Origin of the sequence: Achromobacter sp. Root170, from assembly GCF_001428165.1 — a bacterium.
In the GTDB taxonomy this organism is placed as follows: domain Bacteria; phylum Pseudomonadota; class Gammaproteobacteria; order Burkholderiales; family Burkholderiaceae_B; genus Achromobacter; species Achromobacter mucicolens.
This window is the reverse complement of sequence record NZ_LMHN01000012.1, coordinates 454,145-480,995: the sequence shown is the minus strand read 5'-3', so window position 1 is coordinate 480,995 and position 26,851 is coordinate 454,145. Positions and strand designations below refer to the sequence as shown.

At 66.1% G+C, this 26,851-nt stretch carries 25 protein-coding genes; 3 read left to right on the top strand and 22 right to left on the bottom strand.

Translation table 11 applies throughout. The features are described 5' to 3' along the window. Nucleotides 1–11 precede the first annotated feature (11 nt). The 12 genes from nuoK to ASD87_RS12365 form a co-directional block, all read right to left on the bottom strand. A complete protein-coding gene (gene nuoK, locus ASD87_RS12420) occupies nt 12–320 on the bottom strand; it encodes an NADH-quinone oxidoreductase subunit NuoK (RefSeq protein WP_006217969.1) in 309 nt (102 codons plus the stop codon). Then, a complete protein-coding gene (locus tag ASD87_RS12415) occupies nt 317–967 on the bottom strand; it encodes an NADH-quinone oxidoreductase subunit J (RefSeq protein ID WP_056321728.1) in 651 nt (216 codons plus the stop codon). The genes nuoK and ASD87_RS12415 overlap by 4 nt, the downstream gene beginning before the upstream one ends. Nucleotides 968–984: 17 nt before the next feature. Then, nucleotides 985–1,473 (bottom strand): NADH-quinone oxidoreductase subunit NuoI, encoded by a 489-nt coding sequence (gene nuoI, locus ASD87_RS12410; protein WP_008161196.1) that lies wholly within the window; start codon nt 1,471–1,473, stop codon nt 985–987. Nucleotides 1,474–1,493: 20 nt separating this feature from the next. After that, nucleotides 1,494–2,567 carry an NADH-quinone oxidoreductase subunit NuoH gene (gene nuoH / locus ASD87_RS12405; protein WP_056321725.1) on the bottom strand — a complete coding sequence of 358 codons (1,074 nt, stop codon included), beginning with the start codon at nt 2,565–2,567 and terminating at the stop codon, nt 1,494–1,496. Next, a complete protein-coding gene (gene nuoG / locus ASD87_RS12400; protein ID WP_056321722.1) occupies nt 2,567–4,894 on the bottom strand; it encodes an NADH-quinone oxidoreductase subunit NuoG in 2,328 nt (775 codons plus the stop codon). The genes nuoH and nuoG overlap by 1 nt, the downstream gene beginning before the upstream one ends. Before the next feature lie 15 nt (nt 4,895–4,909). Further along, complete coding sequence (gene nuoF, locus ASD87_RS12395) at nt 4,910–6,277, bottom strand: NADH-quinone oxidoreductase subunit NuoF (protein WP_056321720.1); 1,368 nt, start codon at nt 6,275–6,277, stop codon at nt 4,910–4,912. After that, nucleotides 6,274–6,768, bottom strand: a complete 495-nt coding sequence (nuoE, locus tag ASD87_RS12390; protein ID WP_056321718.1) for an NADH-quinone oxidoreductase subunit NuoE — start codon at nt 6,766–6,768, stop codon at nt 6,274–6,276. Before nuoE ends, nuoF begins: the two co-directional genes overlap by 4 nt. A 51-nt stretch (nt 6,769–6,819) precedes the next feature. Continuing rightward, the gene (locus ASD87_RS12385) at nt 6,820–8,076 is read right to left on the bottom strand and encodes an NADH-quinone oxidoreductase subunit D (RefSeq protein ID WP_056321715.1); all 1,257 of its coding nucleotides are present in this window, start codon (nt 8,074–8,076) and stop codon (nt 6,820–6,822) included. A gap of 3 nt (nt 8,077–8,079) precedes the next feature. Then, entirely contained in the window at nt 8,080–8,706 is a 627-nt protein-coding gene (locus ASD87_RS12380; protein WP_056321712.1) for an NADH-quinone oxidoreductase subunit C, read from the bottom strand. Between the two features lie 81 nt (nt 8,707–8,787). Beyond that, entirely contained in the window at nt 8,788–9,264 is a 477-nt protein-coding gene (locus ASD87_RS12375; RefSeq protein ID WP_006217960.1) for an NADH-quinone oxidoreductase subunit B family protein, read from the bottom strand. Nucleotides 9,265–9,303: 39 nt separating this feature from the next. Then, nucleotides 9,304–9,663 (bottom strand): NADH-quinone oxidoreductase subunit A, encoded by a 360-nt coding sequence (locus tag ASD87_RS12370; protein WP_006217959.1) that lies wholly within the window; start codon nt 9,661–9,663, stop codon nt 9,304–9,306. Nucleotides 9,664–9,957: 294 nt separating this feature from the next. Continuing rightward, nucleotides 9,958–11,085 carry a porin gene (locus ASD87_RS12365; RefSeq protein ID WP_056321709.1) on the bottom strand — a complete coding sequence of 376 codons (1,128 nt, stop codon included), beginning with the start codon at nt 11,083–11,085 and terminating at the stop codon, nt 9,958–9,960. A 458-nt stretch (nt 11,086–11,543) separates the two neighbouring features. Between ASD87_RS12365 and ASD87_RS12360 the strand changes: the two genes are divergently transcribed. Genes ASD87_RS12360 through ASD87_RS12350 form a run of 3 tightly spaced genes read left to right on the top strand, consistent with a single transcriptional unit; the run spans nt 11,544 to nt 13,029 of the window. Then, nucleotides 11,544–12,158 carry a TetR/AcrR family transcriptional regulator gene (locus ASD87_RS12360; protein WP_056321707.1) on the top strand — a complete coding sequence of 205 codons (615 nt, stop codon included), beginning with the start codon at nt 11,544–11,546 and terminating at the stop codon, nt 12,156–12,158. After that, complete coding sequence (locus tag ASD87_RS12355; protein ID WP_056321704.1) at nt 12,155–12,598, top strand: PaaI family thioesterase; 444 nt, start codon at nt 12,155–12,157, stop codon at nt 12,596–12,598. Before ASD87_RS12360 ends, ASD87_RS12355 begins: the two co-directional genes overlap by 4 nt. Beyond that, a complete protein-coding gene (locus tag ASD87_RS12350) occupies nt 12,595–13,029 on the top strand; it encodes an NAD(P)-binding domain-containing protein (RefSeq protein ID WP_056321702.1) in 435 nt (144 codons plus the stop codon). Before ASD87_RS12355 ends, ASD87_RS12350 begins: the two co-directional genes overlap by 4 nt. Here the strand turns inward: ASD87_RS12350 and ASD87_RS12345 are convergent. The 10 genes from ASD87_RS12345 to ASD87_RS12300 form a co-directional block, all read right to left on the bottom strand. Next, nucleotides 13,000–13,767: a phosphatase PAP2 family protein gene (locus ASD87_RS12345; RefSeq protein ID WP_056321699.1), complete on the bottom strand. Its 768-nt coding sequence runs from the start codon at nt 13,765–13,767 to the stop codon at nt 13,000–13,002. The genes ASD87_RS12350 and ASD87_RS12345 overlap by 30 nt on opposite strands. Before the next feature lie 45 nt (nt 13,768–13,812). After that, a complete protein-coding gene (locus tag ASD87_RS12340; RefSeq protein ID WP_056321696.1) occupies nt 13,813–14,604 on the bottom strand; it encodes a metallophosphoesterase in 792 nt (263 codons plus the stop codon). Then, nucleotides 14,601–15,575 carry a diacylglycerol kinase family protein gene (locus ASD87_RS12335; protein ID WP_056321693.1) on the bottom strand — a complete coding sequence of 325 codons (975 nt, stop codon included), beginning with the start codon at nt 15,573–15,575 and terminating at the stop codon, nt 14,601–14,603. Before ASD87_RS12335 ends, ASD87_RS12340 begins: the two co-directional genes overlap by 4 nt. Before the next feature lie 90 nt (nt 15,576–15,665). Beyond that, nucleotides 15,666–17,465 carry a gamma-glutamyltransferase family protein gene (locus ASD87_RS12330; protein ID WP_056321691.1) on the bottom strand — a complete coding sequence of 600 codons (1,800 nt, stop codon included), beginning with the start codon at nt 17,463–17,465 and terminating at the stop codon, nt 15,666–15,668. Between the two features lie 319 nt (nt 17,466–17,784). Further along, nucleotides 17,785–19,281: an ABC transporter substrate-binding protein gene (locus ASD87_RS12325; protein WP_056321688.1), complete on the bottom strand. Its 1,497-nt coding sequence runs from the start codon at nt 19,279–19,281 to the stop codon at nt 17,785–17,787. 219 nt (nt 19,282–19,500) lie between these two features. Continuing rightward, nucleotides 19,501–20,400 carry a LysR family transcriptional regulator gene (locus tag ASD87_RS12320; protein WP_056321685.1) on the bottom strand — a complete coding sequence of 300 codons (900 nt, stop codon included), beginning with the start codon at nt 20,398–20,400 and terminating at the stop codon, nt 19,501–19,503. After that, complete coding sequence (locus ASD87_RS12315) at nt 20,397–21,056, bottom strand: metalloregulator ArsR/SmtB family transcription factor (RefSeq protein ID WP_056321681.1); 660 nt, start codon at nt 21,054–21,056, stop codon at nt 20,397–20,399. Before ASD87_RS12315 ends, ASD87_RS12320 begins: the two co-directional genes overlap by 4 nt. 30 nt (nt 21,057–21,086) lie before the next feature. Next, on the bottom strand, nt 21,087–22,538 hold the full coding sequence (locus tag ASD87_RS12310) for an efflux transporter outer membrane subunit (RefSeq protein ID WP_056321680.1): 1,452 nt from the start codon (nt 22,536–22,538) through the stop codon (nt 21,087–21,089). 10 nt (nt 22,539–22,548) lie between these two features. Further along, complete coding sequence (locus ASD87_RS12305; protein WP_056321677.1) at nt 22,549–25,650, bottom strand: MexW/MexI family multidrug efflux RND transporter permease subunit; 3,102 nt, start codon at nt 25,648–25,650, stop codon at nt 22,549–22,551. Between the two features lie 15 nt (nt 25,651–25,665). Then, a complete protein-coding gene (locus tag ASD87_RS12300) occupies nt 25,666–26,793 on the bottom strand; it encodes an efflux RND transporter periplasmic adaptor subunit (protein ID WP_056321675.1) in 1,128 nt (375 codons plus the stop codon). Nucleotides 26,794–26,851: the final 58 nt, after the last annotated feature.

The window sequence follows — 26,851 nt, the reverse complement described above, 5'->3', positions numbered from 1 at the left end:
CCAATACCCCGTCAGCCCTTCAGGCGATCGAGTTCGTCAACGTTGATCGTGTTCAGGTTGCGGAACAGCAGCACCAGGATGGCCAGGCCGATCGCCGCTTCGGCGGCGGCCACGGTCAGGATGAAGAACACGAACACCTGGCCGGCGGTGTCGCCGAACCAGCTGGAGAACGCCACGAAGTTCATGTTGACGGCCAGGAGCACGAGCTCGATGGACATCAGGAGAATGATCAGGTTGCGGCGATTCAGGAAGATGCCGAAGATCCCGATGGCGAACAGGATTGCGCCAAGGATCAGATAGTGGGCCAGCGTCAGCGTCATTGTTGTTCTCCTTGGGGCGCGGCACCGTTCGACGCGTCACGCTTGGCCTGGGCGCGCTCGCTCTGGGCGGGCATGCTCACCATGCGGAAGCGGTCCTTCGCACGCACGCGGACAGCGGCGACCGGGTCGTTGTACTTCACGTCGCGGCGGCGGCGCAGGGTCAGCGCGATTGCGGCAACCATGCCGACCAGCAGCAGCGCGGCGCCCACTTCAACGGCGTAGACATACTGCGTGTACATCGCCTCGCCCAGCGCGCGGGCGTTGTTGTAGTCGCTGGGCAGTTGCGCCTGCGGACCGGAGCCGTACCAGATGGTGCCCAGCACGAAGGACACTTCCAGCACCAGCACGAGACCGATGACCAGGCCGAGCGGCAGGTAGGTCTTCATGCCCTGGCGCAGGGTGTCCATGCGGATGTCGAGCATCATCACGACAAAGAGGAAGAGCACCATTACGGCGCCCACGTACACCAGCACCAGCAGCAGCGCGAGGAACTCGGCGCCCAGCAGCATCCAGAGCATGGCCGCGTTGGCAAACGCCAGGATCAGGTGCAGAACGGCGGTGACCGCGCTGCGCGCGGTGATCACGCGGAAGGCCGCGATCACCAGCACGGCGGCCAGTATGTAGAAAAGGACAGTGGTAAAAGTCATGGATCAGACCCTGGGCTTCAGCGGTAAGGCGCGTCTTCGGCCCGGCGGCGGGCGATGTCGGCTTCGTAGCGGTCGCCCACGGCGAGCAGCATGTCTTTGGTGAAATACAGGTCGCCGCGCTTTTCGCCGTGGTATTCGTGGATGTGCGTTTCCACGATGGAATCCACGGGGCAGCTTTCCTCACAGAAGCCGCAGAAGATGCACTTGGTCAGGTCGATGTCGTAGCGCGTCGTGCGGCGGGTGCCGTCGTCGCGCTGATCCGACTCGATCGTGATCGCCAGCGCCGGGCACACGGCTTCGCACAGCTTGCACGCGATGCAGCGCTCTTCCCCGTTGGGGTAGCGGCGCAGCGCGTGCAGGCCGCGGAAACGCGGCGACGCAGGGGTCTTTTCCTGGGGGTAGCGCAAGGTGACCTTGCGCTTGAAGAAATACTTGCCCGTCAGGCGCATGCCCTTGAGCAACTCGGTCAGCATCAGGCTGCCGAAGAAATCCTTGATCGCTTCCATATCCTGCCTCTGCTTGGCGCTTAGCGCCAAATGTTCCAGGGCGTCTGCATCCAGATCGCCACCACGACCAGCCAGACGCCGGTCAGCGGGATGAAGATTTTCCAACCCAAACGCATGATCTGGTCGTAGCGGTAGCGCGGGAACGAGGCCCGGAACCACACGAACAACGAGACCACGACGAACGTCTTGAGACCCAGCCAGATCCAACCCGGAATCCAGGTCAGCGGCGCGATATCGATCGGGGAAGCCCAGCCGCCCAGGAACATGATCGACGCCATGCAGGACAGCAGGATCATGTTGGCGTATTCGCCCAGGAAGAACAGCGCGAAGGCCATGCCCGAGTACTCGACCATGTGGCCGGCCACGATTTCGGATTCGCCTTCCACCACGTCGAACGGGTGGCGGTTGGTTTCTGCGACGGCCGAGATCACGTAGATCACGAACAGCGGCAACAGCGGCAGCCAGTTCCAGGACATGAACGTCAGGCCCTTGTCGGCAAACCAGCCGCGGTTCTGCACGTTGACGATCTCGGACATGTTCAGGCTGCCGGACACCAGCAGGACCGTCACCAGCACGAAGCCGATGGCCAGTTCATACGACAGCATCTGGGCCGAGGCGCGCAGCGCGCCCAGGAACGCGTACTTGGAGTTGGACGCCCAGCCAGCGACGATCACGCCGTACACGCCGATGGACGTGATGGCCATGATGTACAGCAGGCCGGCATTGACGTTGGCCAGCACGACGTCGGGACCGAAGGGCACGACCGCCCAGGCAGCCAGCGCGGGCATCAGCGTGACCACGGGGGCCACGACGAACAGCACCTTGTTGGCCTGGCTGGGAACGACGACTTCCTTGGTGAGCAGCTTGAAGACGTCTGCGAAAGGCTGCAGCAGCCCCTTGAAGCCGACGCGGTTCGGACCCATGCGCACGTGCATGGCGCCGATCATCTTGCGCTCCCAGTACGTCAGGTACGCCACGCACAGGATGATGGGCACGGCGATGACCACGATCTTGATGAGGGTCCAGAGGACCATCCAGACCGTCGGGCCCAGCAATGCCTGACCGTGGCTTTCAAGAACATTGAGCCATTCCATCAGGCACGCTCCACGCTGATTTGACCAAATGCGCCACCCAGGGCAGCGGTAGTTTCGAAGGCGGCGGAAATGCGCACGGCGCGATCGGCCACGGCATCATCCTGCACGGTTTCCAGTTCGACGGCGCCCTGCCCGGCCGAGACGCGCACCTTGACGCCGGCCGTCAGGCCGAGGCTGGTGAGGGTACGGCCGTTCATGGCGGCGGCGGGCTTCTTCGAAGCCGGCGAGGCCTGCAGCGGTTCCGAGCGGCGCACCATGGCGTCGGTGCGGTAGATCGGCACATCGGCGACGCGTTCCAGGCCGGAGAGGGCCTGGCCCAGACCCAGCGGAGCCTTGACGTCGTTGGACAGGCGGCCTTCGACGCCGCTGGCCAGCACGGCGTCGCGCACGGACTCGGAGGTCTCGTCGTCGAAGCCGGCCAGATGCAGGACGTTGCCCAGCACGCGCAGCACCTTCCAGCCCGGACGGGTCTGGCCGAACGGCGTGACCGTGCCCTTGAAGCTTTGGGCCAGGCCTTGGGCGTTGACGAACGTGCCCGAGGTTTCCGTGAACGGCGACACCGGCAGCATCACGTCCGCCCATTCGGCAGCGGCCGAACGGTAAGGCGTGAGCGCGACGGCGAACTGCGCGCCGCGCAGCGCGGCGATGGCTTGCTGGCCGTTGTCGGCATCCAGCAGCGGTTCGGCGTGCAGGACGATGTAGGCCTTGAGCGGTTCGGCGAGCATCGCTGCGGCGGTCTTGCCGCCCTTGCCCGGGATGGCGCCGGCGAGGTAGCCGCCGACGGTGTTGCCGCCCGAGGTCAGGAAGCCGAACTTGCCGCCCGACAGGTCAGCCACGGCGCGGCCGTTGGCGGCCAGGGTGGTGGCCTGAGCGCTGGCGACGGCCAGGTTGCCCATCAGGACGGCCGTGTTGGCGCCCGAGGCAAGGCTGGCGGCGATGAGCTTGGCGTTTTCGCCCGGCGTGACCGAGGCGAACTCGGCCGGCACGGCCTGTTCCTTGGCCTGGGCCAGCGCGACGGCCACTTCGGCCAGCGCGCGCGCCAGTTCCGACGGGGCCACGGTGATGCGCGCGGTCACGGGCATCAGGGGATCGTCGGCGGCGCTGTCGACCATCAGGATCTGCGTGCCGCGCTTGGCGGCCTGGCGCAGACGCTGGGCCATCAGCGGGTGATCCTTGCGCAGGAACGAGCCGACGACCAGGACGCGGTCCAGGTTGTCGAGTTCGGCGATGGGCATGCCCAGCCACGGCGCGCCGGTCAGCGCGGCGTCGAAGGCCGGGTCGGTCTGACGCAGGCGGAAGTCGATGTTCTCGGAACCCAGCGCGCGAACCAGGCGGCCCAGCAGCGCGTATTCCTCGGTCGTGGCGTATTCGGACGCCAGGGCGCCGATCTGGCCGGCGCCGAAGCTGTCACGCACGCGCGACAGGCCTTGGGCCACGGCCTGCAGGGCATCGGCCCAGGAGGCTTCCTGCCACTTGCCGTCGGTGCCCTTGATCATCGGGGCGGACAGGCGGTCTTCGCTGTTCAGGCCTTCGTACGAGAAGCGGTCGCGATCGCTGATCCAGCATTCGTTGACGGCTTCGTCCTCGAACGGCACCACGCGCATCACGCGGTCGCCCTTGACCTGGACGACCAGGTTGGCGCCCAGGCTGTCGTGCGGGCTGACCGAACGGCGGCGAGCCAGTTCCCAGGTGCGGGCGCTGTAGCGGAAGGGCTTGGAGGTCAGCGCGCCCACCGGACAGATGTCGATCATGTTGCCCGACAGTTCGGACTCGATCGAACGGCCGACGAAGGTCGTGATCTCGGAGTGTTCGCCACGGCCCAGCATGCCCAGTTCCATGACGCCGGCGATTTCCTGGCCGAAGCGCACGCAGCGGGTGCAGTGGATGCAGCGGGACATTTCCTCGGCCGACACCAGCGGGCCCAGGTCCTTGTGGAACACGACGCGCTTTTCTTCCTGGTAACGCGAGGAAGAACCGCCGTAGCCCACGGCCAGATCCTGCAGCTGGCATTCGCCGCCCTGATCGCAGATCGGGCAGTCGAGGGGGTGATTGATGAGCAAGAATTCCATCACCGACTTCTGAGCGGCGCGAGCCTTCTCCGAGCAGGTGTGGACGACCATGCCGTTGGTCACGGGCGTGGCGCAGGCGGGCAGCGCCTTGGGCGCTTTTTCCACTTCAACCAGGCACATCCGGCAGTTGGCCGCGATGGACAGTTTCTTGTGGTAGCAGAAATGCGGCACGTAAAGCCCGACTTTCTGGGCGGCATGCATGACCATGCTGCCTTCGGGCACTTCGACCTTGTTGCCGTCGACGGTTAGTTCAACCATTGCTGTTCCTGAGACCTACAGATATTGCGGGACCACACAAGACTTGTGCTCGATGTGGTGCGCGAATTCGTCGCGAAAATGCTTGAGGAAGCCACGTACGGGCATGGCGGCGGCGTCACCGAGGGCGCAGATGGTGCGGCCCATGATGTTGGCGGCCACGTTGTCCAGCAGCTCCAGATCTTCCGGACGGCCTTGACCGTTCTCGATACGGTGCACCATGCGGTACAGCCAGCCGGTGCCTTCGCGGCACGGCGTGCACTGGCCGCAGCTTTCTTCGAAATAGAAGTACGACAGGCGCAGCAGCGACTTGACCATGCAACGCGTCTCGTCCATGACGATCACCGCGCCGGAGCCGAGCATCGAGCCGGCCTTGGCGATGGAGTCATAGTCCATCGTGCATTCCATCATGATGTCGGCGGGCAGGACCGGGGCGCTCGAGCCGCCGGGAATGACCGCCTTCAGCTTCTTGCCGCCGCGCATGCCGCCTGCCAGTTCCAGCAGGGTCGAGAACGGGGTGCCCAGCGGGATCTCGTAGTTGCCGGGACGCTCGACGTCGCCAGTGATCGAGAACAGCTTGGTGCCGCCGTTGTTCGGCTTGCCGACTTCCAGGTAGGCCTGGCCGCCGTTGCGGATGATCCACGGCACCGCCGCGAACGTTTCCGTGTTGTTGATCGTGGTGGGCTTGCCGTACAGGCCGAAGCTGGCCGGGAACGGCGGCTTGAAGCGCGGCTGGCCCTTCTTGCCTTCCAGCGATTCCAGCAGCGCGGTTTCTTCGCCGCAGATGTAGGCGCCGTAACCGTGGAATGCGTGCAGCTGGAAGCTGAAGTCGGAACCGAACAGGCGGTCGCCCAGGAAACCGGCGGCGCGCGCTTCTTCCAGGGCTTCTTCGAAGCGCTCGTAGACTTCGAAGATTTCGCCGTGGATGTAGTTGTACCCGACGCTGATGCCCATGGCGTAGGCCGCGATCGCCATGCCTTCAATCACGATGTGCGGATTGAAACGCAGGATGTCGCGGTCCTTGAACGTGCCCGGTTCGCCTTCGTCGGAGTTGCAGACGAGGTACTTCTGGCCGGGGAAGGCGCGCGGCATGAAGCTCCACTTCAGGCCGGTGGGGAAGCCCGCGCCGCCACGGCCGCGCAGACCCGACGCCTTTACCTCGGCGATCACGTCTTCCGGCTTCATGCCGGTGGTGAGGATCTTTTTCAGGGCTTCGTAGCCGCCGCGCTTGACGTAGTCGGCCAGGCGCCAGTTGGCGCCGTCGACGTCGGCCATGATCTGCGGCTGCATGTGCCGGCCGTGCAGGCACATCGAGTTGGACAGGTCGTTCAGGGGGTTGGGGTCCAGCCCCTGCGCGAACTGCTTGTACAGGTCAGGCGCATTCATGCCGACTCTCCTTGCTGCTTGAGGGCCGCGACCAGCGCGTCCAGCTTCTCGTCGGTCATGCGCACGCACATATGCTTGTTGTTCACGATCAGCACGGGGGAGTCGCCGCAGGCGCCCATGCACTCGCCTTCGACCAGGGTGAACTGGCCGTCTTCGGTGGTCTGGCGGTAGTCGACGCCCAGCTTGCGCTTGAGGTATTCGCCGGCACGGTCGCCATCGCGCAAGGCACAGGGCAAGTTGGTGCAGACGGCGATCTTGTTCTTGCCGACGGGCTTGACGTCGAACATGTTGTAGAACGTGGCGACTTCCTGGACCGCGATGGGCGGAACGCCAATGTAGTTGGCCACGTCTTCGATGACTTCGGTAGCCAACCAGCCCTTCTCTTCTTGCGCGATGGCAAGCGAGGCCATGATGGCGGACTGCCGCTGGTCGGCCGGGAACTTGGCCAGTTCACGGTCGATTTTCTGGTAGGCCTGTTCGGAAAGCAGCATAGTTTGAATCCGGGTTATGCGGGCGTGCTCGTGACTGTCTGGGGCGGATGATCAGCGATCGATCTCGCCGAAAACGATGTCCTGCGTGCCAATGATGGTGACGGCGTCGGCGATCATGTGGCCGCGCGACATTTCATCCAGCGATTGCAGGTGGACAAAGCCGGGCGCCCGAATCTTCAGGCGGTAGGGCTTGTTGGCGCCGTCGGACACCAGATAGATGCCGAATTCGCCCTTCGGATGCTCGACCGAGGCGTACGCCTCGCCCGGGGGCACGTGGAAACCTTCGGTGAAGAGCTTGAAGTGATGGATCAGCTCTTCCATGTTGGTCTTCATGGCGGTGCGCGACGGCGGGGCGATCTTGTGGTTCTCGATCATGACCGGGCCGGGATTGTTGCGCAGCCATTCCACGCACTGGCGGATGATGCGATTGCTCTGGCGCATCTCGGCGATGCGGACCAGGTAGCGGTCGTAGCAATCGCCGTTGACACCCACGGGGATGTCGAAATCAAGCAGGTCGTAGACTTCGTAGGGCTGCATCTTGCGCAGGTCCCATGCGACGCCCGAACCACGCAGCATCGGGCCGGTGAAGCCCAGCGCCTTGGCGCGATCGGGATCGACCACGCCGATGCCGACCAGACGCTGCTTCCAGATACGGTTGTCGGTGAGCAGCGTTTCGTACTCGTCGACGCAGGCCGGGAAACGGTTGGTGAAGTCTTCGATGAAATCCAGCAGCGAGCCCGAACGCGCGTCGTTCATGGCGCGGATTTCCTTGTCGCCACGGTACTTGCTGGAGTCGCCGTACTGCGGCATGGAATCCGGCAGGTCGCGGTAGACGCCGCCCGGACGGTAGTAGGCCGCGTGCATGCGCGCGCCCGACACCGCTTCGTAGCAGTCCATCAGGTCTTCGCGTTCACGGAAGGCATACAGGAACACCGCCATGGCGCCCACGTCGAGCGCGTGCGAACCCAGCGACATCAGGTGGTTCAAGAGGCGGGTGATTTCATCGAACATCACGCGGATGTACTGCGCGCGCAGCGGGGCTTCGACGCCCAGCAGCTTTTCGATGGCCATGACGTAGGCGTGCTCGTTGCACATCATGGACACGTAGTCCAGGCGGTCCATGTAGGGCAGCGCCTGGATGTAGGTCTTGTGTTCGGCCAGCTTTTCGGTGGCGCGATGCAGCAGGCCGATATGCGGGTCGGCGCGCTGGATGACTTCGCCGTCAAGCTCGAGCACCAGGCGCAGCACGCCGTGCGCGGCCGGGTGTTGAGGACCGAAGTTCAGGGTGTAGTTCTTGATGTCTGCCATGATTCAACGCCCCATGCCGTAGGTGTCTTCGCGCACCACGCGCGGGGTGATCTCGCGCGGATCGATCGTGACCGGCTGGTAAATGACGCGCCGTTGTTCGGGGTCGTAGCGCATTTCGACGGTGCCCGACAGCGGGAAGTCCTTGCGGAAGGGATGGCCGATGAAGCCGTAGTCGGTCAGGATGCGGCGCAGGTCCGGGTGGCCTTCGAAGACGATGCCGTACAGGTCGAAGGCTTCGCGCTCGAACCAGCCGACCGTGGGCCAGCACTCGATCAGCGAGGCGACCATGGGGAACTCGTCGTCGGGCGCCCAGGTGCGCACACGCAGCCGCCAGTTGTTCTCGATGGAGAGCAGGTGCGCCACGACAGCGTAGCGCGAGCGGTGGATGCGGGCGTTCGTTTCCTCGGGCAGCTGACGCGTGCCGTTGCCCCAGGTCAGGTAGTCGACGCCGCAGAGGTCGATACAGGTTTCAAAGCGCAGGCCGGCTTCGGTGCGCAGCTTGTTGCAGACGGAGAACCACTGCTCCGCGGGCACTTCGAGCGTCAGCTCGCCCAGCGCCTCGGTCAGCGCGATGTCCGCGCCGAGGGTGGTCTGCAAATTGTTTTTCAGGGATTCGAGCCTGGTCATCATCTTGTACGCTTAGGTGAACCGATACGCTGGTTTCGCAAGGTTCGCGGCGGCTTAAGGCCTGCCGGCGAACCGGACGAAGCATCAGCGCGCAATCGTGTTGGTCAGACGGATCTTGTTCTGCATTTGCAGCAAGCCGTAGACCAGCGCCTCGGCCGTGGGCGGGCAGCCCGGCACGTAGACGTCTACCGGTACGATGCGATCGCAGCCACGGACCACCGAATACGAGTAGTGGTAGTAGCCGCCGCCATTGGCACAGGAGCCCATGGAAACCACCCAGCGCGGCTCGGGCATCTGGTCGTAGACCTTGCGCAGCGCCGGCGCCATCTTGTTGCACAAGGTGCCGGCCACGATCATGAGATCGGACTGGCGGGGACTGGGCCGGAAGATGATGCCGAACTGGTCCAGGTCGTAGCGGGCCGCGCCCGCATGCATCATCTCAACCGCGCAACAGGCCAGACCGAAGGTCATGGGCCACATCGAACCGGTCTTCGCCCAGTTCAGGAACTTGTCGGCGCTGGTGGTGATGAACCCTTGCTTGAGAATGCCGTCTATAGCCATATTCGTCTCTGATAGCGTGCTGTGAAATGAACCCGGAGGTCACTCCCAATCCAGCGCGCCCTTTTTCCATTCGTAGATGAAGCCGACGGTCAACACGGCGAGGAAAACCATGACCGTCCAGAAACCGACGAGTCCGACGGTGCCCTGGGCGATGGCCCACGGAAACAGGAACGCGATTTCCAGGTCGAAAAGAATGAACAGGATCGCCACGAGGTAGTAGCGCACGTCAAACTTCATGCGTGCATCTTCAAACGCTTCGAAGCCGCACTCGTAAGGCGAGAGCTTCTCAGCGTAAGGACGCCGCGGACCAAGGAGGGAGCCGGCCGTTAGAAGCGCGAACCCGATAAGGGTGGCCACTACGATAAACAGCAGGACGGGAAAATACTGTTGCAGGTTCATTCAGGCGTCCGTCAAATGCGCAAACCTTAGGATTGTAGCATTCGCGCGGTTACTTCCGGCTGAACTCTGTAGCTTGAATAGCAGGCGAAAGACTGCATTCCTCAAATGGAACAATCGCAGCTTTCGTCGGCGTACTTCGAAGGATACACGGCTTGATGAGCACGAAGCCGTAGTATGCACGAATTCAGCCAGCAGACGAAAAAAAACCACCCCCAAAAGGGTGGTTTATGCGAACGGGCCGAGGCCCGTTCGACTTTGCTTTAAATCCAGACAGGGCTTGCGCCCTGCGTTGGATTAGAAGCGGTGACGGACACCGACGCCGACAGCGGTCGACTTCAGGTCGTTCAGGAACGCGTAGTTCGTGGCGTACGAACCGTAAGCGTACAGGTTGGTGCGCTTGGACAGGTCGTAGGTGTAGCCCAGCGAGTAGATGTTCATGTTGGAATCATCACCCGTCAGCTTGTCGTTCGACGGATCAACACGCTGCCACGAACCGAAGATGTTCGAAGCGCCGCCGATCGGGGCCGACAGACCAACCAGGTACGAGTTAGCCTTGAAGCCGTCAGCAAACAGGTTGTTGCCGAAGTTCACGGAGCTCGAGCCACCACCGATGGTGCTGGTGGCGGTGCCTTGGCCGGCGAACCAACCGTCGGTCGTGCGAGCGTAGGCCAGAGCCAGCTTCACGACTTCAAAGTCGTACGAACCGCCGATGGCGTACATACGCGGGGTGGCGTCGGTCGATTCGGTCGGCAGACGGTTCGAGGCGTTCAGCTGGTCGTACGACAGAGCGACGTTCAGCGGGCCGTTGACGTAGCGCAGACCGGTCGTGATGGCGCGGGTGTTGTCGGCGGTCTTGAAGCCGGTTTCCGAACCCTTGGTGTCATCAGCGCTGAACGAGTAGCCAACGCCGAACTGGAAGCCGCTGAACGACGGGGTCTGATACATGACCATGTTGTCGTAGCGTTGCGTGTTAGCAGCGCTCATGCCAACGCCGATGTTGGCTTGACCGAAGCCAGCGCCGAACGGATCGATCGAGCCGAAGTACTTCGACGCGATGTTGGTTTGACGACCGAAGTCCAGTTGACCCCAGCTGTCGCTGGCCAGACCGACGGTGGCTTGACGGCCGAACAGACGACCACCTTGAGCGGAGGTGCCGTTACCCGAGTTGAAGCCCGATTCCAGTTGGAAAACAGCGCGCAGGCCGTCACCCAGATCTTCCGAACCACGCAGACCCCAGCGCGAACCGTTCTGGACGCCGTTGATCATGCCAAAACGGCTGCCGTTTTGGGCATCAGTACCGCCGCTGATCTTGTTGTAGCCGAGGCCCGTGTCGATGATGCCGTACAGGGTGACAGACGTTTCTGCCTGGGCGACACCGGCGAAACCGGCGAGCAGGGCGGCAGCGAGCAGAGTCTTTTTCATTTAAGAAATCTCCGTTGATTTGAGTGACAAGAGCAGCAATCCAGCAAACCAGCCTGCCGCCCCCCTAACTCCGCGAAGGGAAGTTGACGCTATTGCATCAAAAATCGGGGGGGCTGGCTATGGTCGGCATCAGAAAAGTGCAGGTTTGCGACAGGCTTGTTGGGAAGTTGCAACATCCCGCTGATGCTTGCCCGGCAACGCTAGGGCTTTCCCTTACCGAAAAGCCCGAGCGCGCAACCATGCGACTTTCGGCCCTGCCCCCAATTTTCCGGGCAATTCCAAAACCCATTTGTCGCGCAACTTTCTTCACGGATCCGGCGGCCATCCGGCGAAAAACGGAGGCGGCCGCGATGACGCCGGCCCTGCTGATCATCGTAGCCAAGTCCCGGCTGGATAACATTGTTATTAATAAAAATCGTCGATATGATCGGTGGCATCGAACAGACGTCCAGCCCCATATGTCCACCCCCTCCCCTCGCGCCGACCGAAACGAACGACTCAGCGCCCTGCGTCGGCAGATCATCCTGGACGCCGCGCAGCGCGTCTTCGAGCGCGACGGTCTTGAAAAAACGACGATCCGGGCGATTGCGAAGGAAGCCGGCTGCACGACGGGGGCCATCTATCCGTGGTTTGCGGGCAAGGAAGCGCTTTATGGCGAACTGCTGGACGAATCGCTGCAGCGGCTGCACGCGCATCTGGAGCGAGCCGAACAGGCCGAAGCGCCGGAATCGGCCGCGCGCGGCGTGATCCGCGCGTTCTTCGGTTATTACGCCGAGCGGCGCACGGATTTTTCCCTGGGGCTGTACCTGTTCCAGGGACTGGGGCCGCGCGGACTGGGCCGCGACATGGACGAGAAGCTCAATTCCCGGTTGCGGCAATCCATCGATCTCATCGGCCAGGCGTTGTCGCGCACGAAAGGCTGGCGCGGCGAGGCCGTGCAGGCCGAGCAGATGAACGTGTTCACCTACCTGATGGGGCTGTTGCTGCTGCTGCACACGCGCCGTCTCAAATCCCTGGGCCAGCAGGCCGACGCGCTGCTGGACAACTACTGCCTTGCCCTGGAGCAACGATGACTGCAACCGCCCTAGCCGCCAACGGCCACGCGCCGCTGATCAGCCTTGCCGACTTTCACGTGCTGCTGGCCGACCAGCACCCGTTCTCGATGCTGCTGGGAATCGACGTACTGCACATCGGCCACGGCACGGCGCATGCCGTGCTGCCCGCCCGGGACACGCACCAGCGGCTGGGCGGCATCGTGGCCGGACCGATGCTGATGGGGCTTGCCGACCTGGCCATGTATGCGGCGGTCGTGGGCGCCACCGGCCAGGCGCATGCGGTCACGGCCAGCCTGACCATCAATTTCCTGCGCAAGAGCCCGGCGGGCGCCATCCATGCCCATGCCCGCCTGCTGAAGGTGGGCCGGCTAAGCGCGGGAGAGGTCGTGCTGACGGGAGAAGGCTCGGACGAGCCGGTTGCCCATATCGTGAGCACGTGGTCGGTGCCCAAGCCATGAGTCCGCGCGTCAGCATCGTCGGCATGGGCAGGATCGGCACGCTGGCTGCGCGGCGGCTGCTGGCAGCCGATCCCGACATTGCGCTGACGCTTTTTGACATCGAGGCGGACCGCTGCGAAGCCTTCCGCGGCAACGCGACGCTGGCGACGTCGGCGCGCGAAGCCCTGGCGGAATCCGACACCATCGTGCTGGCCCTGCCCCGCGAGCGCGAGATCGATCGCACGCTGGAACGCTTCAGCGACGGGCGGGTCACCGCGCCCATCGCCGGCAAGCTGATCATCGACCTGGATCCGCCGCCGGCCGACCGGATGCGGCAGCTGGACCGGGCCATTGCCAGCGCGGGGGGACGTTATGCCTGCGCGCCGTTGCAGGCGTGCGATTCGGCTGGCGTGGAGGCTCGCTTACTGGACGCGCTGACCCCACCGGCCTGACACGTGCAGCCGCTCGACGGCCGCCACGCAAAGGACCAGCCAACCGAGGCTGACGGCAAACCCGGCCACGACGTCGCTCGCGAAATGCACCTGCAAGAGGATGCGGCTAAGGCCGATGGCCATGATGAGCGCGGCCATGAACGCCACGCAGGGCAAGCGCCACGCGGGCGGGGAAAACCGCCACATCAGGTAGCACGCCGTGCCGTACACGGCCATGGCGGCAGAGGCGTGACCGCTGGGAAAACTCCAGCCGGTCGCCATGGCATAGCCGTGGTCGTGATCGGGGCGCACGCGTTCGAAGGTGTGCTTGAACAGCCAGTTGAGCGCGCCGTTCAGGCCGGTCGCGATGGCGCAAAAGAGCGCAAGCTGCCACAGCCCGCGCCATAACAGCGCAATCGTCATCAGCACGGCGACGACGGTGAGCAGGTTGCGGTCGCCCAGATACGTGATCCAGGACAGCAGCCACAGCATCGACGTGCACATGGACATGCTGAGCGCATCGGCCAGCGCGCCGTCGAACTGCACCACGGCGCCGCGGCTTTCGACAGCCAGGGCCAACGTGAGAAACAGAACGAAGGACACGCCGGCCACGCCGGCAAACAGCGCGGCGCGGCCATTGCGGGACAACCGCCCATGGCACCGCATGAACAGCAGCGCCGCGCCGCCGGCCAGCAGCGGCAGCGCGATAAACAACGAGAGGGCATGGGCCGCGGCCCATGCGGCGTAGACATCGGTCATGTGTGCGCCATCAAAAAAATTTCGCGCGGACGAGCGCGCGCACTACTACAGCGAGACCAGCGTCTTGTCGACGGGTGCGAACGCGTGCGCGCCGGCCGCGTAGTCCCAGCGCTCGACGTGGCAGACCTGCTGGCCGTCCTCTTCGGTGCGGGTGATCACGCCCAGCGAATTGGGCACGGTGCCCCGGACGCGGTGCGAACAGGTCGTTCCGGCCTGGACGATCCAGCCGGCCGGCCCCGTCGGCGCGGTCAGCGGCAGCACGTAGGGCAAGTGTATGTGACCGCCCAGCACCAGGTCGACGCCCGCCTGCGCCCACGCCGCGAGCGCGCGCTCGCGGCCGATCAGCAGGTTGGACAGGTCGGATTCGACCTTGGCGCGCACCGGATGGTGCGCCACGACGATCCGCAACTGCCCCGGCCGCGCCTGGCGCAGCCGCTGGGCGACCCGGGTGATCTGGGCATCGGAGATCTCGCCGTCCTTGTGGCGCCTTGGCCGCGTGGTGTTCACGCCGATTGCCAGCACGCCGTCGTTCTCGAACACGGGTTCGAGGATTGGTCCGAGCGCGCGCTTGTAGTTGCCGTACGGATTGAGCACCCGCAGAAACACGTTGAACAGCGGGATATCGTGATTGCCGGGCACCGCCAGCACGGGCAGCGCCAGGCGCTCGATGAAACGGCGTGCGGCGGCGAACTGGCTGCGGCGCGCGCGCTGGGTGATGTCGCCGCTGAGGACCACGAGATCGGGCGACAGTTGCCGTGCCAAATCCAGCACAGCTTCAATGACCGCCTTGCGCTCGGTGCCGAAATGGGTATCGGACAGATGCAGGATCCGCGTCATGAGCGGTCCAGGAACTCGGGATCCGCCGGCACCACGAGAGGTAGACGATCAGTCGCCACCTTGAATTCGAGCGGCGTGTCCATCCAGGAGATTTCGCCGTCCATCGCCACCTTGACCCGGCGGCGCCCTCGCACCCCCACCGTGAGCTTGTCGAACGCGAAATTGATCACGTTCTCAGCGTCACCCAACCGGCTTAGCAGGCCGCGCACCAACAGGCCATAGAGCGCCAGCGTGCCGACGGGCCGCGCCGCCATGGCGACCAGTTGGTTCCGATCGAGCCCGTCGTTTTCGATGCCGATATGTTCAAGCTGCAGTTTGTTGTTGCCCACCACCAGCGTCGGCGAGGTCAAGCTGCGCGACTTGCCTTCGAATTCCAGTTGCAGGCCAAGCTGGCGCGGTTGGCGCCACAGCGTGACCAGGCCCGACCACAGCGCGACCCAGCGCCGGCGGCCGTAGCGCTGCTTGTAGGCTTCGCGGTCTTCCAGCAGTTGCGGATACAAACCAAGGCTGGCGTTCACGAGGAACAGGCGGCCGTTCAGCAGGCCGACCTGCACCGGCCGGATGGTGCCTTGCAGGAAGCCGCGCAGCGCCACGTCTGTCTCTTGCGAAATGCCGTAGGTGCGGCCGAAGTAGTTGAAGGTGCCTTGCGGCAGGATGCCGAAGGGCACGCCTTGTCGCAGCACCGTGCCCGCCACGGCATTGAGCGTGCCGTCGCCGCCCGCGGCAATGACGACGCCCTGCTCGTCCTGCGCGCGCTTGACCGCCTGGCGCGCCACGTCCGTCAGCCGCGACGGATCGTCGACCGGCATGAGTTCGTAGCGCCGCCCGGCCTCGTCGAGGATCTGCCGGATGGTGTCCTGCAGGACCTGCGCGTCGCCGCGCCCCGATCCTTTATTGAGGACGATGAATAAGGGTTCTGTTCCCGTGAGGGGTCGAGCCGCTGTTGCCGGGCTCTGCTCGGATGGCGTCATGCGACAAACATACCCTAAGCGGGCAAAGCGCCGCAAGACGCGGTGAAGCGCGGGCACGCACGCTTTGTAAGCAAGCGTGCGTGCGACCGGTCAACGCCCGATGGCGTAGGCCTGCATCAGGCGCGGCGTCGCGGCCGCATGCAGCAGTCCGTCGGGATCGCGCGAGGCCGCGGTCAGCCGGCCGACCGACCATTCGGGCACTTCCTCGATCTGGTGCCCGCGCTGGCGCAGGGCCTCGATGACCTCGGCGCCGAAGCTGGCCTCCAGCGCGAGATGGCCCGGCTTGCGGTCACGGGGATAGAACGAGGTGGGAAAGTGCATGGTGTGCGACATGGGCAGGTCGATGGCTTCCTGCAGGTTCAGGCCGTGATGCACGTGACGCAGGAAGAACAGGAGCTGCCATTGCTCCTGCTGGTCGCCGCCCGGCGTGCCGAACGCCAGATAGGGCTTGCCGTCGCGCAGCGCCAGCGACGGGGTCAGCGTGGTGCGCGGGCGCTTGCCCGGTGCCAGCGTGCCCGGCAAGCCTTCTTCCAGCCAGAACATCTGGGCGCGGGTGTTCAGGCCGAAGCCCAGTTCGGGGATGACCGGCGAGGACTGGAACCAGCCGCCCGACGGCGTGGCCGAGATCATGTTGCCCCAGCGGTCGATCACGTCCACGTGCGTGGTGTCGCCGCGCTTGGCCGAGGCGCGCATGTCGGCAAGCGTCGGTTCGTTCGTGGCGCTGCCGGGCGCGGTGACCGGCGACAGCCGTTCCAGGGTGTCCATGACGCGCGCCACCTGCGCCTCGAAGCCGGGCACCTGGCCGGGCAGCAGGTCGCGCGACGCGCCCTCCCCGATCAGCTGGCGGCGTTCGGCGTTGTACGCGTCGGACAGCAGATGGGCCAGCGGCACGTCGATGAACGCGGGGTCGCCGTAATACGCTTCGCGGTCGGCAAAGGCGAGCTTCATGGCCTCGGTGACGCGATGGATGAACTCGGCGCTGGTGGGACCGACGCCTGCCAGGTCCATGTCCTTCAGGATGGCGAGGGTCTGCAGAAAGACCGGCCCCTGGCTCCAGGCGCCCGCCTTGGCGACCGTGTAGCCGTGATAGTCGTAAGTCAGCGGCTTGTCATAGCTGGCGGACCAGCCGGCCAGGTCGTCGGCGGTGATGACGCCGCGGTGGGTCGTTCCGCTTTCGTCCATGACGTCGGTGTTGCGGGCGAAGCGGTCGATCTCCTCGGCGATGAAGCCGCGGTAGAACGCGTCGCGCGCGGCCTCGATCTGGCGGTCGCGGTCGGCGCCAGCGCCTTCGGCGGCTTTGAGGACGCGGGTCCAGGTGCGGGCCAGCGCCGGATTGCGAAACAGCTTGCGGGCCTGCGGCACCTGCCCGCCCGGCACGTAGACCTGGGCGGTCGTCGGCCAGTGCGTCTCGAAGAAGTCTTTCAGGCCGGCGATGGTGTTGGAGATGCGCGGCATCAGCGCATGGCCGTGCTCCGCGTAATAGATGGCGGGCTCAAGCACGTCGCGCACCCGCATCGTGCCGTGGTCGCGCAGCAGCAGCATCCAGGCGTCGAACGCGCCCGGGATCACGGTCGCGAGCAGGCCGTTGCCGGGGATGAGCTTCAGCCCTTCGGCGCGGTAGCGTTCGAGCGTGGCGGCGGCGGGCGTGGTGCCCTGCCCGCACAGCACCTCGACCTTGCCGGTGCGGGCGGAATAGAACACGGCGGGCACTTCGCCGGCAGGGCCGACCAGATGAGGCTCGACCACCTGCAGCACGAACGCCGAGGCGACGCAGGCATCGAACGCATTGCCGCCGCGCTCCAGCAGCGACATGCCAGCCGCGCTGGCCAGCCAATGGGTGGACGTCACGACACCGAAGGTGCCGAGAATTTCCGGGCGAGTCGTAAACATGGTGGGTCCTGGTGTGGGAGGGGTGTCTGACGCCAAGGTGCGGCTATCGGCCGGTGTCAGACACCCGTGGGGCATCGAGATGTACAGCGGTCATTGCGTACGGGTGTCAGACACCTGGGAAGGAGAGACCCGCCGCCAGCAACTGACGCCATCCGGGACACCGCGGATCCGGCTCCGCCGGTCCGCTGGTGTCGCCCCCTTGAGGGGGGGCCCGCGTCAGCGGGCTGGGGGTGGGCCTTACCTTCCGGTCCGCTGGTGTCGCCCCCTTGAGGGGGCCCGCGTCAGCGGGTAGGGGGTGGGCCTACCTCTAGGGGTGGGCCTACTTCTTCTCTACCCCTTTCAAGCGGATCAAGCCGTCCGGATACGGAACGAAGCCATGCACCTTGGCCTGCACGCCGAACGTCCACGGCAGGTAGAACAGGTAGATGATGGGACGCTGGTCCTGCATCGCGGCCAGCACCTGGTCGTACAGGGCGCGGCGCTTGGCGGTGTCGGCCTCGGCGCGGGCGTCGTTGAGCAGTTTGTCGACGGCGGCGTCGCAGAACTTGCCGTCGTTCAGGTTGCCCTTGCAGCTCAGGTACTGGTGGATGTTGCCGCTGGGATCGACCCGGCCCGACCAGCCGCTCTGGCCTACCTGGAAGTCGCCGCGCGCGAGCGAGGACTGCAGCGAGGCGAATTCGACAGGGCGCAGGGTGATGTCAAAGCCCGCTTCGGCCCCCATGGCCTGCACCAGTTCGAAGACCTGCTGCATGGTGGTGTTGTTGCCGAAGGTGATCTCGACCTTCACGCGGTCGTAGCCGGCTTCCTTGAGCAGGGCCTGCGCCTTCTTGGGATCGCGGCCCGGGCGGTCGAAGGACTTGTTGTAGGCAAAGCTGGCGGGCGGGAACGGCTGGTGGGCAGGCTGGAACATGCCTTCGCCGATCACCTGGTTCAGCACGTCGCGGTCGATGGCCAGATCCAGCGCCTGGCGCACGCGCTTGTCCTTGGCCAGCGGATGATCGGCGCGCGCGCCGTTGGCGAGGTTCACGGAGATGGACTGGAAACCCAGGCCGGTCACCGGGGCCAGACGCAGGCTGGGGTCGTCCTTGACGGCCTTGGCGTCGCTGGGCGCCACGCGCTCGATGATGTCCAGGTCGCCGGCGCGCAGGTTGTTCAGGCGCACGGTGTTGTCCGGAATCGGCGTGAAGACGAGGCGGTCGAAATGGTAGTTGGCCGCGTCCCAGTACTTGGGGAATTTCTCGAGCACGATGCGGTCGTTCTGCACGCGCTCCTTGAACTGGTAGGGGCCCGAGCACACGGGCTTGCCGCCGGGATCCTTGTCGAAACTGGCGGGCGAAATCATCATGCCGGCGCGGTCGGACAGCTGCGACAGCAGCGAGGCGTCCGGTTCCGACAGGTTCAGCACCACGGTCTGGTCGTCCGGGGCGTCCACGCTGGCCACCGTGGCCAGTTCGCTCTTGCGGTTGCTGTCGGGCAGCGTGCGGGCGCGGTCGAGGTTGGCCTTGACCGCGGCGGCATTGATGGGAGTGCCGTCATGGAAGACGGCATCCGTGCGCAGCTTGAAGGTCAGCGTCTTGTTGTCGGGGCCGACGGACCACGATTGCGCAAGCTGGGGCACAAACTTTAGGTCGGGCGTGATGTCGACCAGCCGGTCGCACAACGAGGCGAACACGATGCGGCCGACAAAGGTGCGGGCGCGCGCCGGATCCAACACATCAGGGTCGTCCTGCAGCCCGATACGCAAGGTGGACTGGGCTTGCGCCAATCCGGTGGCCAGCATTCCCGCCATGGCCATGGCGAGGCAAAGTTTACGCATGAAAGATCTCCGTCGATTCCGCGGGGGACCGTGCCTCGTGCGCGGGCGCACCGCCTGGCAGGGAGGAACAGACCCCGGGTCGTGCCGCATCGCCGGGCCCATCCCCCTCGTGCGCACGTTGTTGCTGGATTCTGCGCCAGGCGCGCGGCGATTGTATAGACCGGCGCGGGGCGCGCCGCCCACTATACGCCCGTGGCGGCCGCCTTGCGGACGAAAGCCTCAGGGCAGACGGCACGGCGCCGAGAAATCGGCCGAGGCGGCAACCGTGTCGCGCAGCAGGGCGACCAGCGGCCGGGCGTCGTCGCGCCGGTACTGGAACGCGTAAGGCAACGCGGCCAGCTCGGGATCGCCGTGCAGGACACGCAGGCTGCCTTCGGCCTGGAGCTTTTCGGCCCAATGCCTGGGCAGCAGCCCCACCCCGGTGCCTTCGATCAGCAATCCCACGATGGCGCCCCAGTTGTTGCAGCACAGGCGCTCGCCCGCGGCCTGCCGCCCGCCCAGCCAGTCGTCGATGATGCGCGTGGTGCCCGCGCCCTCGGGCAAGGTCACGAGCGGCAGCCGGGCCAAGAGGGCCATGGTCATGCCGGTTTCGCCGGGCTGCAGCACCGCGGGCGCGGCAACCCAGGAAAAGCGCGCCTCGCCGATGGGCAAGGACGCAATGCCGGCGCGGGACGACCGGCCGGCGATCACGGCGAAATCCAGTTCCCCGTCCGCGACGCGTTGCTCCAGCACCTGGCCGATGTCGACGTAGGGTTCCAGCACCAGCTCAGGGTAGGCGGCGCGCACGGCGCGTATCAGCTGCGGCAGCCAGGTCAGCGCCGTGAGTTCGCCCACGCCGAAACGGCAGCGGCCGCGCAGGCCGGGCGTCTCGGTCATGGAAGCGCGGATCTGGTCCGCGGCGGCGAGCAAGCCGCGCGCCTGCGGAACCAGGCGCTGGCCGGCGTCGGTCAACACGGCCTTGTGGCCGCTGCGGTCAAAGAGCGGCTGGCCCAGCGCTTCTTCCAGTTCCGTGATGCGCTTGGAAAGCGAGGACACCGACAGGTGAAGCCGCTCGGCCGCCACGGCGAAACTGGCGCAGGTGGCGGCCCAATAGAAGGCTTCGAGCTGCTTGAGCGTCATGGCCGCTTGCTGACGCGATAGGCGCAGCGCCGCGCGCCGGCCAGGATATGTTCTTCGCGGTCGACCTGCACGCCCTCGCCCAGCACCTTGCGGAACAGTTCCAGCTCGCTGCGGCAAAAGCCCATACAGGCCTTGGCGGCCGAACAGATGGGGCAATGGTTCTCGATGAAGACGAATCCGGCTTCGTCCTCGCGCAGTTCCGCCATGTAGCCCTCCGCGCTGCGCACGTCGACCAGCCGTTCGAGCCGCGCCTTCAGGTCCGGCGCGTCCTGCATGGCCTGCTGGTAGACGTTGAGCATGGCGTTCTCGCGCACCTGCACCAGCTTGTCGATGCCCTCGTCGCCAAACACCTGGCGCACCGCCGCGATCATCTGCACCGTCATCTCGGCGTGTGTGTCCGGAAAACGCCCGTGGCCGGCGGCGGTCAGGAACCAGATCTGGGTGGGCCGGCCGCGGCCCGCGCTGCGGCTCTCGGCGTCGACCAGCCCGTCGGCGTGCAGCCGCGTCATCTGCTGACGCACCGCCTCGGCCGTCACGTCCATGGCCCGCGCGATGACCGCGATGGATTGCGGCCCCCGGGTCTTCAGGGTCATGAGGACGCGGTCCGAAGGCTGGTGCGGCAGCGCGGCTGCCGGTTGGGACAGGCTGTCAGACATGAGGGGTATCGATGCTCCGGATGAAGGTTCCTATGGTGCCACGGCCAGCCGCGTCTGGCCGGCCTCGTCAGCCTGCCAGCCGCCGCCCAGCGCCTTATAGAGCGCCACGAGGCGCGTATAGGACTCGGCTTCCGCCACGGCCACGGCGTCCTGGGCGCGCAAAAGCGTACGCTGCGCATCCAGCACGGTCAAATAAGGCGTGCTGCCCTCGCGGTAGCGCAGCCGGGCCAGTTCGGCCGCCCGCCCGCTGTGGGCCGCAGCCTGCGCCAGGCTGCCCAGGCGCTGCTGCGTCTGCCCGTATTCGGCCAACGCCGACTCCACTTCCTCGACCGCGCGCAGGACCGCTTGCTCGTAGCGCGCCGCCTCGCCATCCAGGCGCGCCTCGGCCCCGCGCTTGCGGGCATAGGCCGACGGCAGATGGAACGCGGGCCAGTTGGCGTTGGCCGCGACGCCGAACCCGCGGCTGGCGGCCGAGCCGAAGTCCGCGCCGCGCAGCGCGACGAATCCCAGGAAGCCACCCAGATCGATGCGCGGGTACAGCTCGGCCGTGGCCACGCCCACGTCTGCGTTGGCGGCAGCCAGGTTGCGTTCGGCGGCCAGCACGTCCGGGCGCCGCGACAGCAACGCGCCCACGTCGCCAATGGGCAGGCGCGCGGTCAGCGGCGCAAGCGGCTGGACGGCGTCCAGCGCACCCAGCTCCGCCGGACGCAGCGCCGCCAGCACCGCGATCCGGTAGCGCGCCAGCCGGCGCGCGGTCTCCTGGACCGGGACGCTGGCCCGCACGGTGTCGAGTTCGGCCCGCGCGCTGGCGAGGTCTCCTTCGTCGCCACGGCCGGCCGAGACCAGCGCCTGGGTCACGCGCAGGCTGTCCTCCTGGCTGGCCAGGTTGGCGCGCGCCACGGCCAGCCGCTGCTCGGCGCCGCGCAGTTCGAAATAATTGCGCGCCACTTCGGCCGCCACCACGATGCGCGCCTGCGCCAGGTCGGCAGCCTGCGCCTCGCTACGGGCCGCGGCGCTCTCGGCCGCGCGGCGCAGCCTGCCAAAAAGATCCAATTCCCAGGCCGCGTCAAAGCCCGCCCGGTAGCTTTCGGCCAGATTGCGCTGGCCTGCGACGCCGGGATTGGCCTGCGACAGGCTGCGCTCGTAGCCGCCGCCCAGCGTTACGGCCGGCAGCTTGTCCAGTTCCTTTTCGTCGAGCACCGCGCGCGATTCGGCAAGGCGGGCCTGGGCGATGCGGATGTCCAGGTTGCGGGCGAGCGCCATGCCGATCAGGCGATCCAGTTGCGGGTCCTGCAGTTGCTTCCACCAGTCGCGCTGGACCTGATCGGTGGAAAACAGCGCCTGCTCGGGGCTGGTCAGCACCACGGGCGCCGGGCTGGGCCGGCGGTAGTCGGGTCCGACGGCGCAGCCCGCGGCGGCCAAAGCGGCCAGCAGCACGGCGGCGCCGCGGAAAAGGCGGGGAAAGAAATGCGGTTTATCCATGATCGATTCCTCAGTGCTGGACGGCGGCGCGCGCGTCCTCGGCGTCGGCCTGCGCCAGTTCGCGGGCGCGCGGCGTATCGTTGGCGGCGCGGTGGTCCCGGGCAAACACGGTGTAGACCGTGGGCAGCACGAACAGCGTGAAGAGCGTGCCGACCAGCAGCCCGACCACGATGACCAGTCCCAGGCTGTAGCGGCTGTGCGCGCCGGCGCCGGTGGCGAACAGCAGCGGAATCAGCCCCATGACCATCGCCGCCGTGGTCATCAGGATGGGACGCAGGCGGATGCGTGCGGCCGCTTCCATCGCCGCGCGCCGGTCCAGCCCATGGCTGACCTGCATCTCGTTGGCGAACTCCACCATGAGGATCCCGTGCTTGCTGATGAGCCCGATCAGCGTCACCAGGCCGATCTGCGTATAGATGTTGACCGTGGCCATGCCCAGCGCCAGCGGGATCAGGGCGCCGCAGATCGACATGGGCACGCTTACCAGGATGATGAAGGGATCGCGCAGGCTTTCGTACTGGGCGGCCAGCACCAGGTAGATGACGATGATGGCGAAGATGAACGTGATCATCAGCGCCGAGCCTTCCTGCGTGAACTGCCGCGCGTCGGACTGCCAGTCGTAGCTGAAGCCCGCCGGCAGCGATTGCGCCTCGCGCGTGAGGAACTGCACCGCATCGCCCATCGTGACGCCCGGCATGGGAATCGCCTGGAACGTGGCGGCGTTCAGCTGGTTGAACTGCGTGAGCTTGTTGGGCTCCACGCCCATCGACACCGATACCAGGTTGGACAGCGGCACCTGCGCCCCCGAGGCGCTCTTGACGTGGTACTGCGCCAGCGCCTGCGGCGAGATGCGCTGTTCGCGCAGGCTTTGCGGAATGACGTCATAGGAACGCCCGTCCATGCCGAAGCGATTCACGTAGTTCTCGCCCACCAGCACCGCCAGCGTGTCGCCGATGGCCTTCATGGTGACGCCCAGGCTGTTGGCCTTGCTGCGATCCACCTTCAACTGCACGACGGGGTTGTTGTAGTCCAGGTCGCTGTCCACCACCATGAACAGGCCGCTTTCCCGCGCCGCCTTCTTCAGGCTTTCCATGGCGTCAAAGACCACGGCATAGTCCGACGCGCTCATCAGCACCATCTGCACCGGCAGCCCGCCCGTGGAGCCGGGCAGCGACGGCAGCTGGAACGCAAAGATGTTGCTGCCTTCGACCTGGTTCGCCATCGACTGCATGTCGGCCTGGATCTCGTCGGCCGAGCGCGTGCGGTCCTGCCAGTCCACGAAGTCCACGCCCCCGATGCTGTTGGAGACGCCGTCGGACCCGTTGATCAGCCAGCGCCCCTTTTGCTCGGGCAGCGTCTTCATGACGTCGTCCCACTTCTTGCCGAACTTTTCGACGTAATCGATGTTGGCCTGCTGCGGCGACTTGATGGCGGTGAGCACCGTGGACTGGTCCTCGACGGGGGCCAGCTCCTGCTGCGCGGCGTTGTACAGGAAAGGCAGGCTGGCCAGCACGGCCACCGCCAGCACGCCGGTGACCCAGCGGTGATGCAGCGACACGTCCAGCACGCGGCCGTAGGCCTCGCCCAGGCGGCCGAAGAAGTGCTCGGCCTTGCGGGCCATCCAGCCGTCGGCGACCCGGCCATTCAAGAGAAACGAGCTCATCACCGGCGACAGCGTCAGCGCGATCACGCCGGACACCACCACCGCCCCGGCCAGCGTGAAGGCGAATTCCTTGAAGAGCGAGCCGGTCAGGCCGCCCATCAGCCCGATCGGCGCATAGACGGCCGCGAGCGTGATGGTCATGGCGATCACCGGACCGGCGACCTCCCGCGCGCCGATCAGCGCCGCCCGCACGGGCGACTTGCCCTCCTCGATGTGGCGGTGCACGTTCTCGACCACGACGATGGCGTCGTCCACCACCAGGCCGATGGCCAGCACCATCGCCAGCAAGGTCAGCAGGTTCACGCTGAAGCCAAAGAGGGCCATGATGGCCGCGCCGCCCAGCATGGACAGCGGAATGGTGACCACGGGAATCAGCACCGCCCGCAGCGAGCCCAGGCACAGGAAGATCACCGCCACCACGATGACGATGGCTTCGAGCAGCGTCTGCGTCACGCCGTCGATCGAGGCGCTGATGAAGCGGGCCAGTTCGAACGGCACCTGCACGCTGGTGCCCGGCGGCAGGTTCTGCTTGATGTTGGGCAGCAACTCGTTCAGGCGCTTGACGATGACCAGGGGATTGCCGACCGGCGTGGCGTTCAGGCCGAAGTACACGGCCGGCTCGCCGTCCATCAGGCCGCTCGAATCGGTGGACGCCGCGCCCAGTTCCACGGTCGCCACGTCGCCCAGCCGAACGACGGCGCCGCCTTCGTGCTTGACCACCAGGTCCCGGAACTCGGCCACGTTGACGAGGTCGGTATTCACCTGGATGTTGGACACCACGTACAGCCCCTTGGCCTGGCCGGGCGCCGCCTGCACGTTGTTCTGGCGCAGCGCGTCGGCCAGCTCGCCGGCCGAGATGCCGCGGGCCGCCATGCGGTCCGGGTCCAGCCATACCCGCATCGCCAGCTTCTGCCCGCCGTACAGCTCGACGCTTGCCACGCCATCGATGGACGAGAGCTGCGGCTGCACCACCCGCGACAGGTAGTCCGTCAGCGCGGCCAGCGACAGGTTCGTGCTGGAAAAGCCCACGTAGGCGACGGCCGTCGCCTCGCCCGCGGACTTGACCAGGACCGGGTCGTAGACGTCCTGCGGCAGGCGGTACTTGACCTCGTTGACCTTGGCCATCACCTCGGTCATGGCCTTGTTGGAATCGGCATTCAGCTTCATCCGCACGGTGATCACGCTGCGGCCTTGGGTCGACGACGACGACAGGTAGTCGATGCCCTCGACGGTGGCCACGGATTGCGCGATGGGCTGCGTGACGAAACCCTGCATCAGATCGGGCGAGGCGCCCGGATATTGCGTCGTGATGGTGATGGTGGTGCTTTCGGTCAGCGGATATTGCCTGACGGGCAATCCGCTCAGGGCCTTGATGCCCAGCAGCAGGATGAGGGTGCTGACCACCAGCGCCAGCACGGGACGGCGCACAAACAGATCGGTGAACTTCATGTTGGCCTCCGCACCTTACCGGGCCTGCGCCACGGCGTGTCCCGGCGCGGCCAGCGCCACGGTGTCGTCCGGCAGGATCTCGACGGCGGCGCCGTTATGCAGGCGCAGCTGGCCCGACGTCACGACCCGGTCGCCCGCCTTCAGCCCCTCGGTCACCACCACCCGGCCGCGCAGGCGCTCGCCGGTTTTCACATAGGCCTGCCTGACAGTCGGCGCCGCCGCAGCAGCTTCTGGCGGCGTCACGACGTAGACCGAATCGCCATAGGCGCTGTAGCTGACGGCCGTCTCCGGCACGGTGATGACATCCGGGCGGTCGGGCAGTCCGATCCGGGCCTGCGCGTACATCCCGGCCGACAACGCGCCGTCGGGATTGGCCAACAGGGCCTGCACGCGGACCGTGCGGGTGCCCGGATCGACCTGCGGCTCCACGGTGGTGACCTTGCCCGGGAACTCGCGGCCCGCGTGCGCGTCCACCGTCACCGCCACCGGCTGTCCCACCCGCAGCACACCCAGCGCCTGCTCGGGCAGCGTCAGGTTGGCATACAACGAGGACGCATCCGTCAGCGACACCAGCGGATCGCCCGCGCGGGCAAACTGGCCCAGGTTCACGCGGCGCACGCCAAGCACCCCGTCGAACGGCGCCCTGATGCGCTTCTGGTCGATCAGCGCCTGCACGCGCCGCACGTCGGCGGCCGCCTGTTCATGGTCGGCCACGGCCTGGTCGAGCTGTTCACGCGTGGCGGCCTGCAGCGGCACCAGCCGGCGCGTGCGATCCAGCAGGGCACGCGCATTACGCGCCTGGGCTTGCAGCCGCGCCAGCTCGCCCTGCTCGGGCGCGTCGTTCAACTGCACCAGCAACTGCCCCGCCTTGACCGCCTCGCCCGGCGTGAAGAGGATCTGCGCCACACGTCCGTCGACTTCCGCCGCCACCATCACCTGGCGCGTGGCTTCCAGCGACCCGATGCCGGCAAGCATCACCGGAAAATCCGCCTGCACGGCGGGCGCCACCGCGACCTTGGCCGGCGGCATCGACCACCCGCTGCCTGCCGCGCCCGCCTTCGATTTCCAGTACATCACCCCGCCGGCCAACGCTGCCGCCGTCGCCAGGACGACGACCGCCCATGCCCCGTATTTCGCCTTCATGATTCGCTCGCTTTTTTATTTAAACAAGAATTTGCTTGGATAATCCACGAATCGCGGG

Bases quoted from the DNA above. Each gene is read 5' to 3' on its own strand.
- ASD87_RS12325 (WP_056321688.1), bottom strand. From the start codon at position 19,281: ATGCGTAAACTTTGCCTCGCCATGGCCATGGCGGGAATGCTGGCCACC.
- ASD87_RS12350 (WP_056321702.1), top strand. From the start codon at position 12,595: ATGAGTCCGCGCGTCAGCATCGTCGGCATGGGCAGGATCGGCACGCTG.
- nuoK (WP_006217969.1), bottom strand. From the start codon at position 320: ATGACGCTGACGCTGGCCCACTATCTGATCCTTGGCGCAATCCTGTTC.
- ASD87_RS12345 (WP_056321699.1), bottom strand. From the start codon at position 13,767: ATGACCGATGTCTACGCCGCATGGGCCGCGGCCCATGCCCTCTCGTTG.
- ASD87_RS12300 (WP_056321675.1), bottom strand. From the start codon at position 26,793: ATGAAGGCGAAATACGGGGCATGGGCGGTCGTCGTCCTGGCGACGGCG.
- nuoH (WP_056321725.1), bottom strand. From the start codon at position 2,567: ATGGAATGGCTCAATGTTCTTGAAAGCCACGGTCAGGCATTGCTGGGC.
- nuoF (WP_056321720.1), bottom strand. From the start codon at position 6,277: ATGAATGCGCCTGACCTGTACAAGCAGTTCGCGCAGGGGCTGGACCCC.
- nuoE (WP_056321718.1), bottom strand. From the start codon at position 6,768: ATGCTGCTTTCCGAACAGGCCTACCAGAAAATCGACCGTGAACTGGCC.
- ASD87_RS12385 (WP_056321715.1), bottom strand. From the start codon at position 8,076: ATGGCAGACATCAAGAACTACACCCTGAACTTCGGTCCTCAACACCCG.
- ASD87_RS12365 (WP_056321709.1), bottom strand. From the start codon at position 11,085: ATGAAAAAGACTCTGCTCGCTGCCGCCCTGCTCGCCGGTTTCGCCGGT.
- ASD87_RS12320 (WP_056321685.1), bottom strand. From the start codon at position 20,400: ATGACGCTCAAGCAGCTCGAAGCCTTCTATTGGGCCGCCACCTGCGCC.
- ASD87_RS12305 (WP_056321677.1), bottom strand. From the start codon at position 25,650: ATGAAGTTCACCGATCTGTTTGTGCGCCGTCCCGTGCTGGCGCTGGTG.
- ASD87_RS12375 (WP_006217960.1), bottom strand. From the start codon at position 9,264: ATGGCTATAGACGGCATTCTCAAGCAAGGGTTCATCACCACCAGCGCC.
- ASD87_RS12380 (WP_056321712.1), bottom strand. From the start codon at position 8,706: ATGATGACCAGGCTCGAATCCCTGAAAAACAATTTGCAGACCACCCTC.
- nuoG (WP_056321722.1), bottom strand. From the start codon at position 4,894: ATGGTTGAACTAACCGTCGACGGCAACAAGGTCGAAGTGCCCGAAGGC.
- ASD87_RS12360 (WP_056321707.1), top strand. From the start codon at position 11,544: ATGTCCACCCCCTCCCCTCGCGCCGACCGAAACGAACGACTCAGCGCC.
- ASD87_RS12340 (WP_056321696.1), bottom strand. From the start codon at position 14,604: ATGACGCGGATCCTGCATCTGTCCGATACCCATTTCGGCACCGAGCGC.
- ASD87_RS12335 (WP_056321693.1), bottom strand. From the start codon at position 15,575: ATGACGCCATCCGAGCAGAGCCCGGCAACAGCGGCTCGACCCCTCACG.
- ASD87_RS12310 (WP_056321680.1), bottom strand. From the start codon at position 22,538: ATGGATAAACCGCATTTCTTTCCCCGCCTTTTCCGCGGCGCCGCCGTG.
- ASD87_RS12370 (WP_006217959.1), bottom strand. From the start codon at position 9,663: ATGAACCTGCAACAGTATTTTCCCGTCCTGCTGTTTATCGTAGTGGCC.
- ASD87_RS12355 (WP_056321704.1), top strand. From the start codon at position 12,155: ATGACTGCAACCGCCCTAGCCGCCAACGGCCACGCGCCGCTGATCAGC.
- ASD87_RS12415 (WP_056321728.1), bottom strand. From the start codon at position 967: ATGACTTTTACCACTGTCCTTTTCTACATACTGGCCGCCGTGCTGGTG.
- ASD87_RS12330 (WP_056321691.1), bottom strand. From the start codon at position 17,465: ATGTTTACGACTCGCCCGGAAATTCTCGGCACCTTCGGTGTCGTGACG.
- ASD87_RS12315 (WP_056321681.1), bottom strand. From the start codon at position 21,056: ATGTCTGACAGCCTGTCCCAACCGGCAGCCGCGCTGCCGCACCAGCCT.
- nuoI (WP_008161196.1), bottom strand. From the start codon at position 1,473: ATGGAAGCGATCAAGGATTTCTTCGGCAGCCTGATGCTGACCGAGTTG.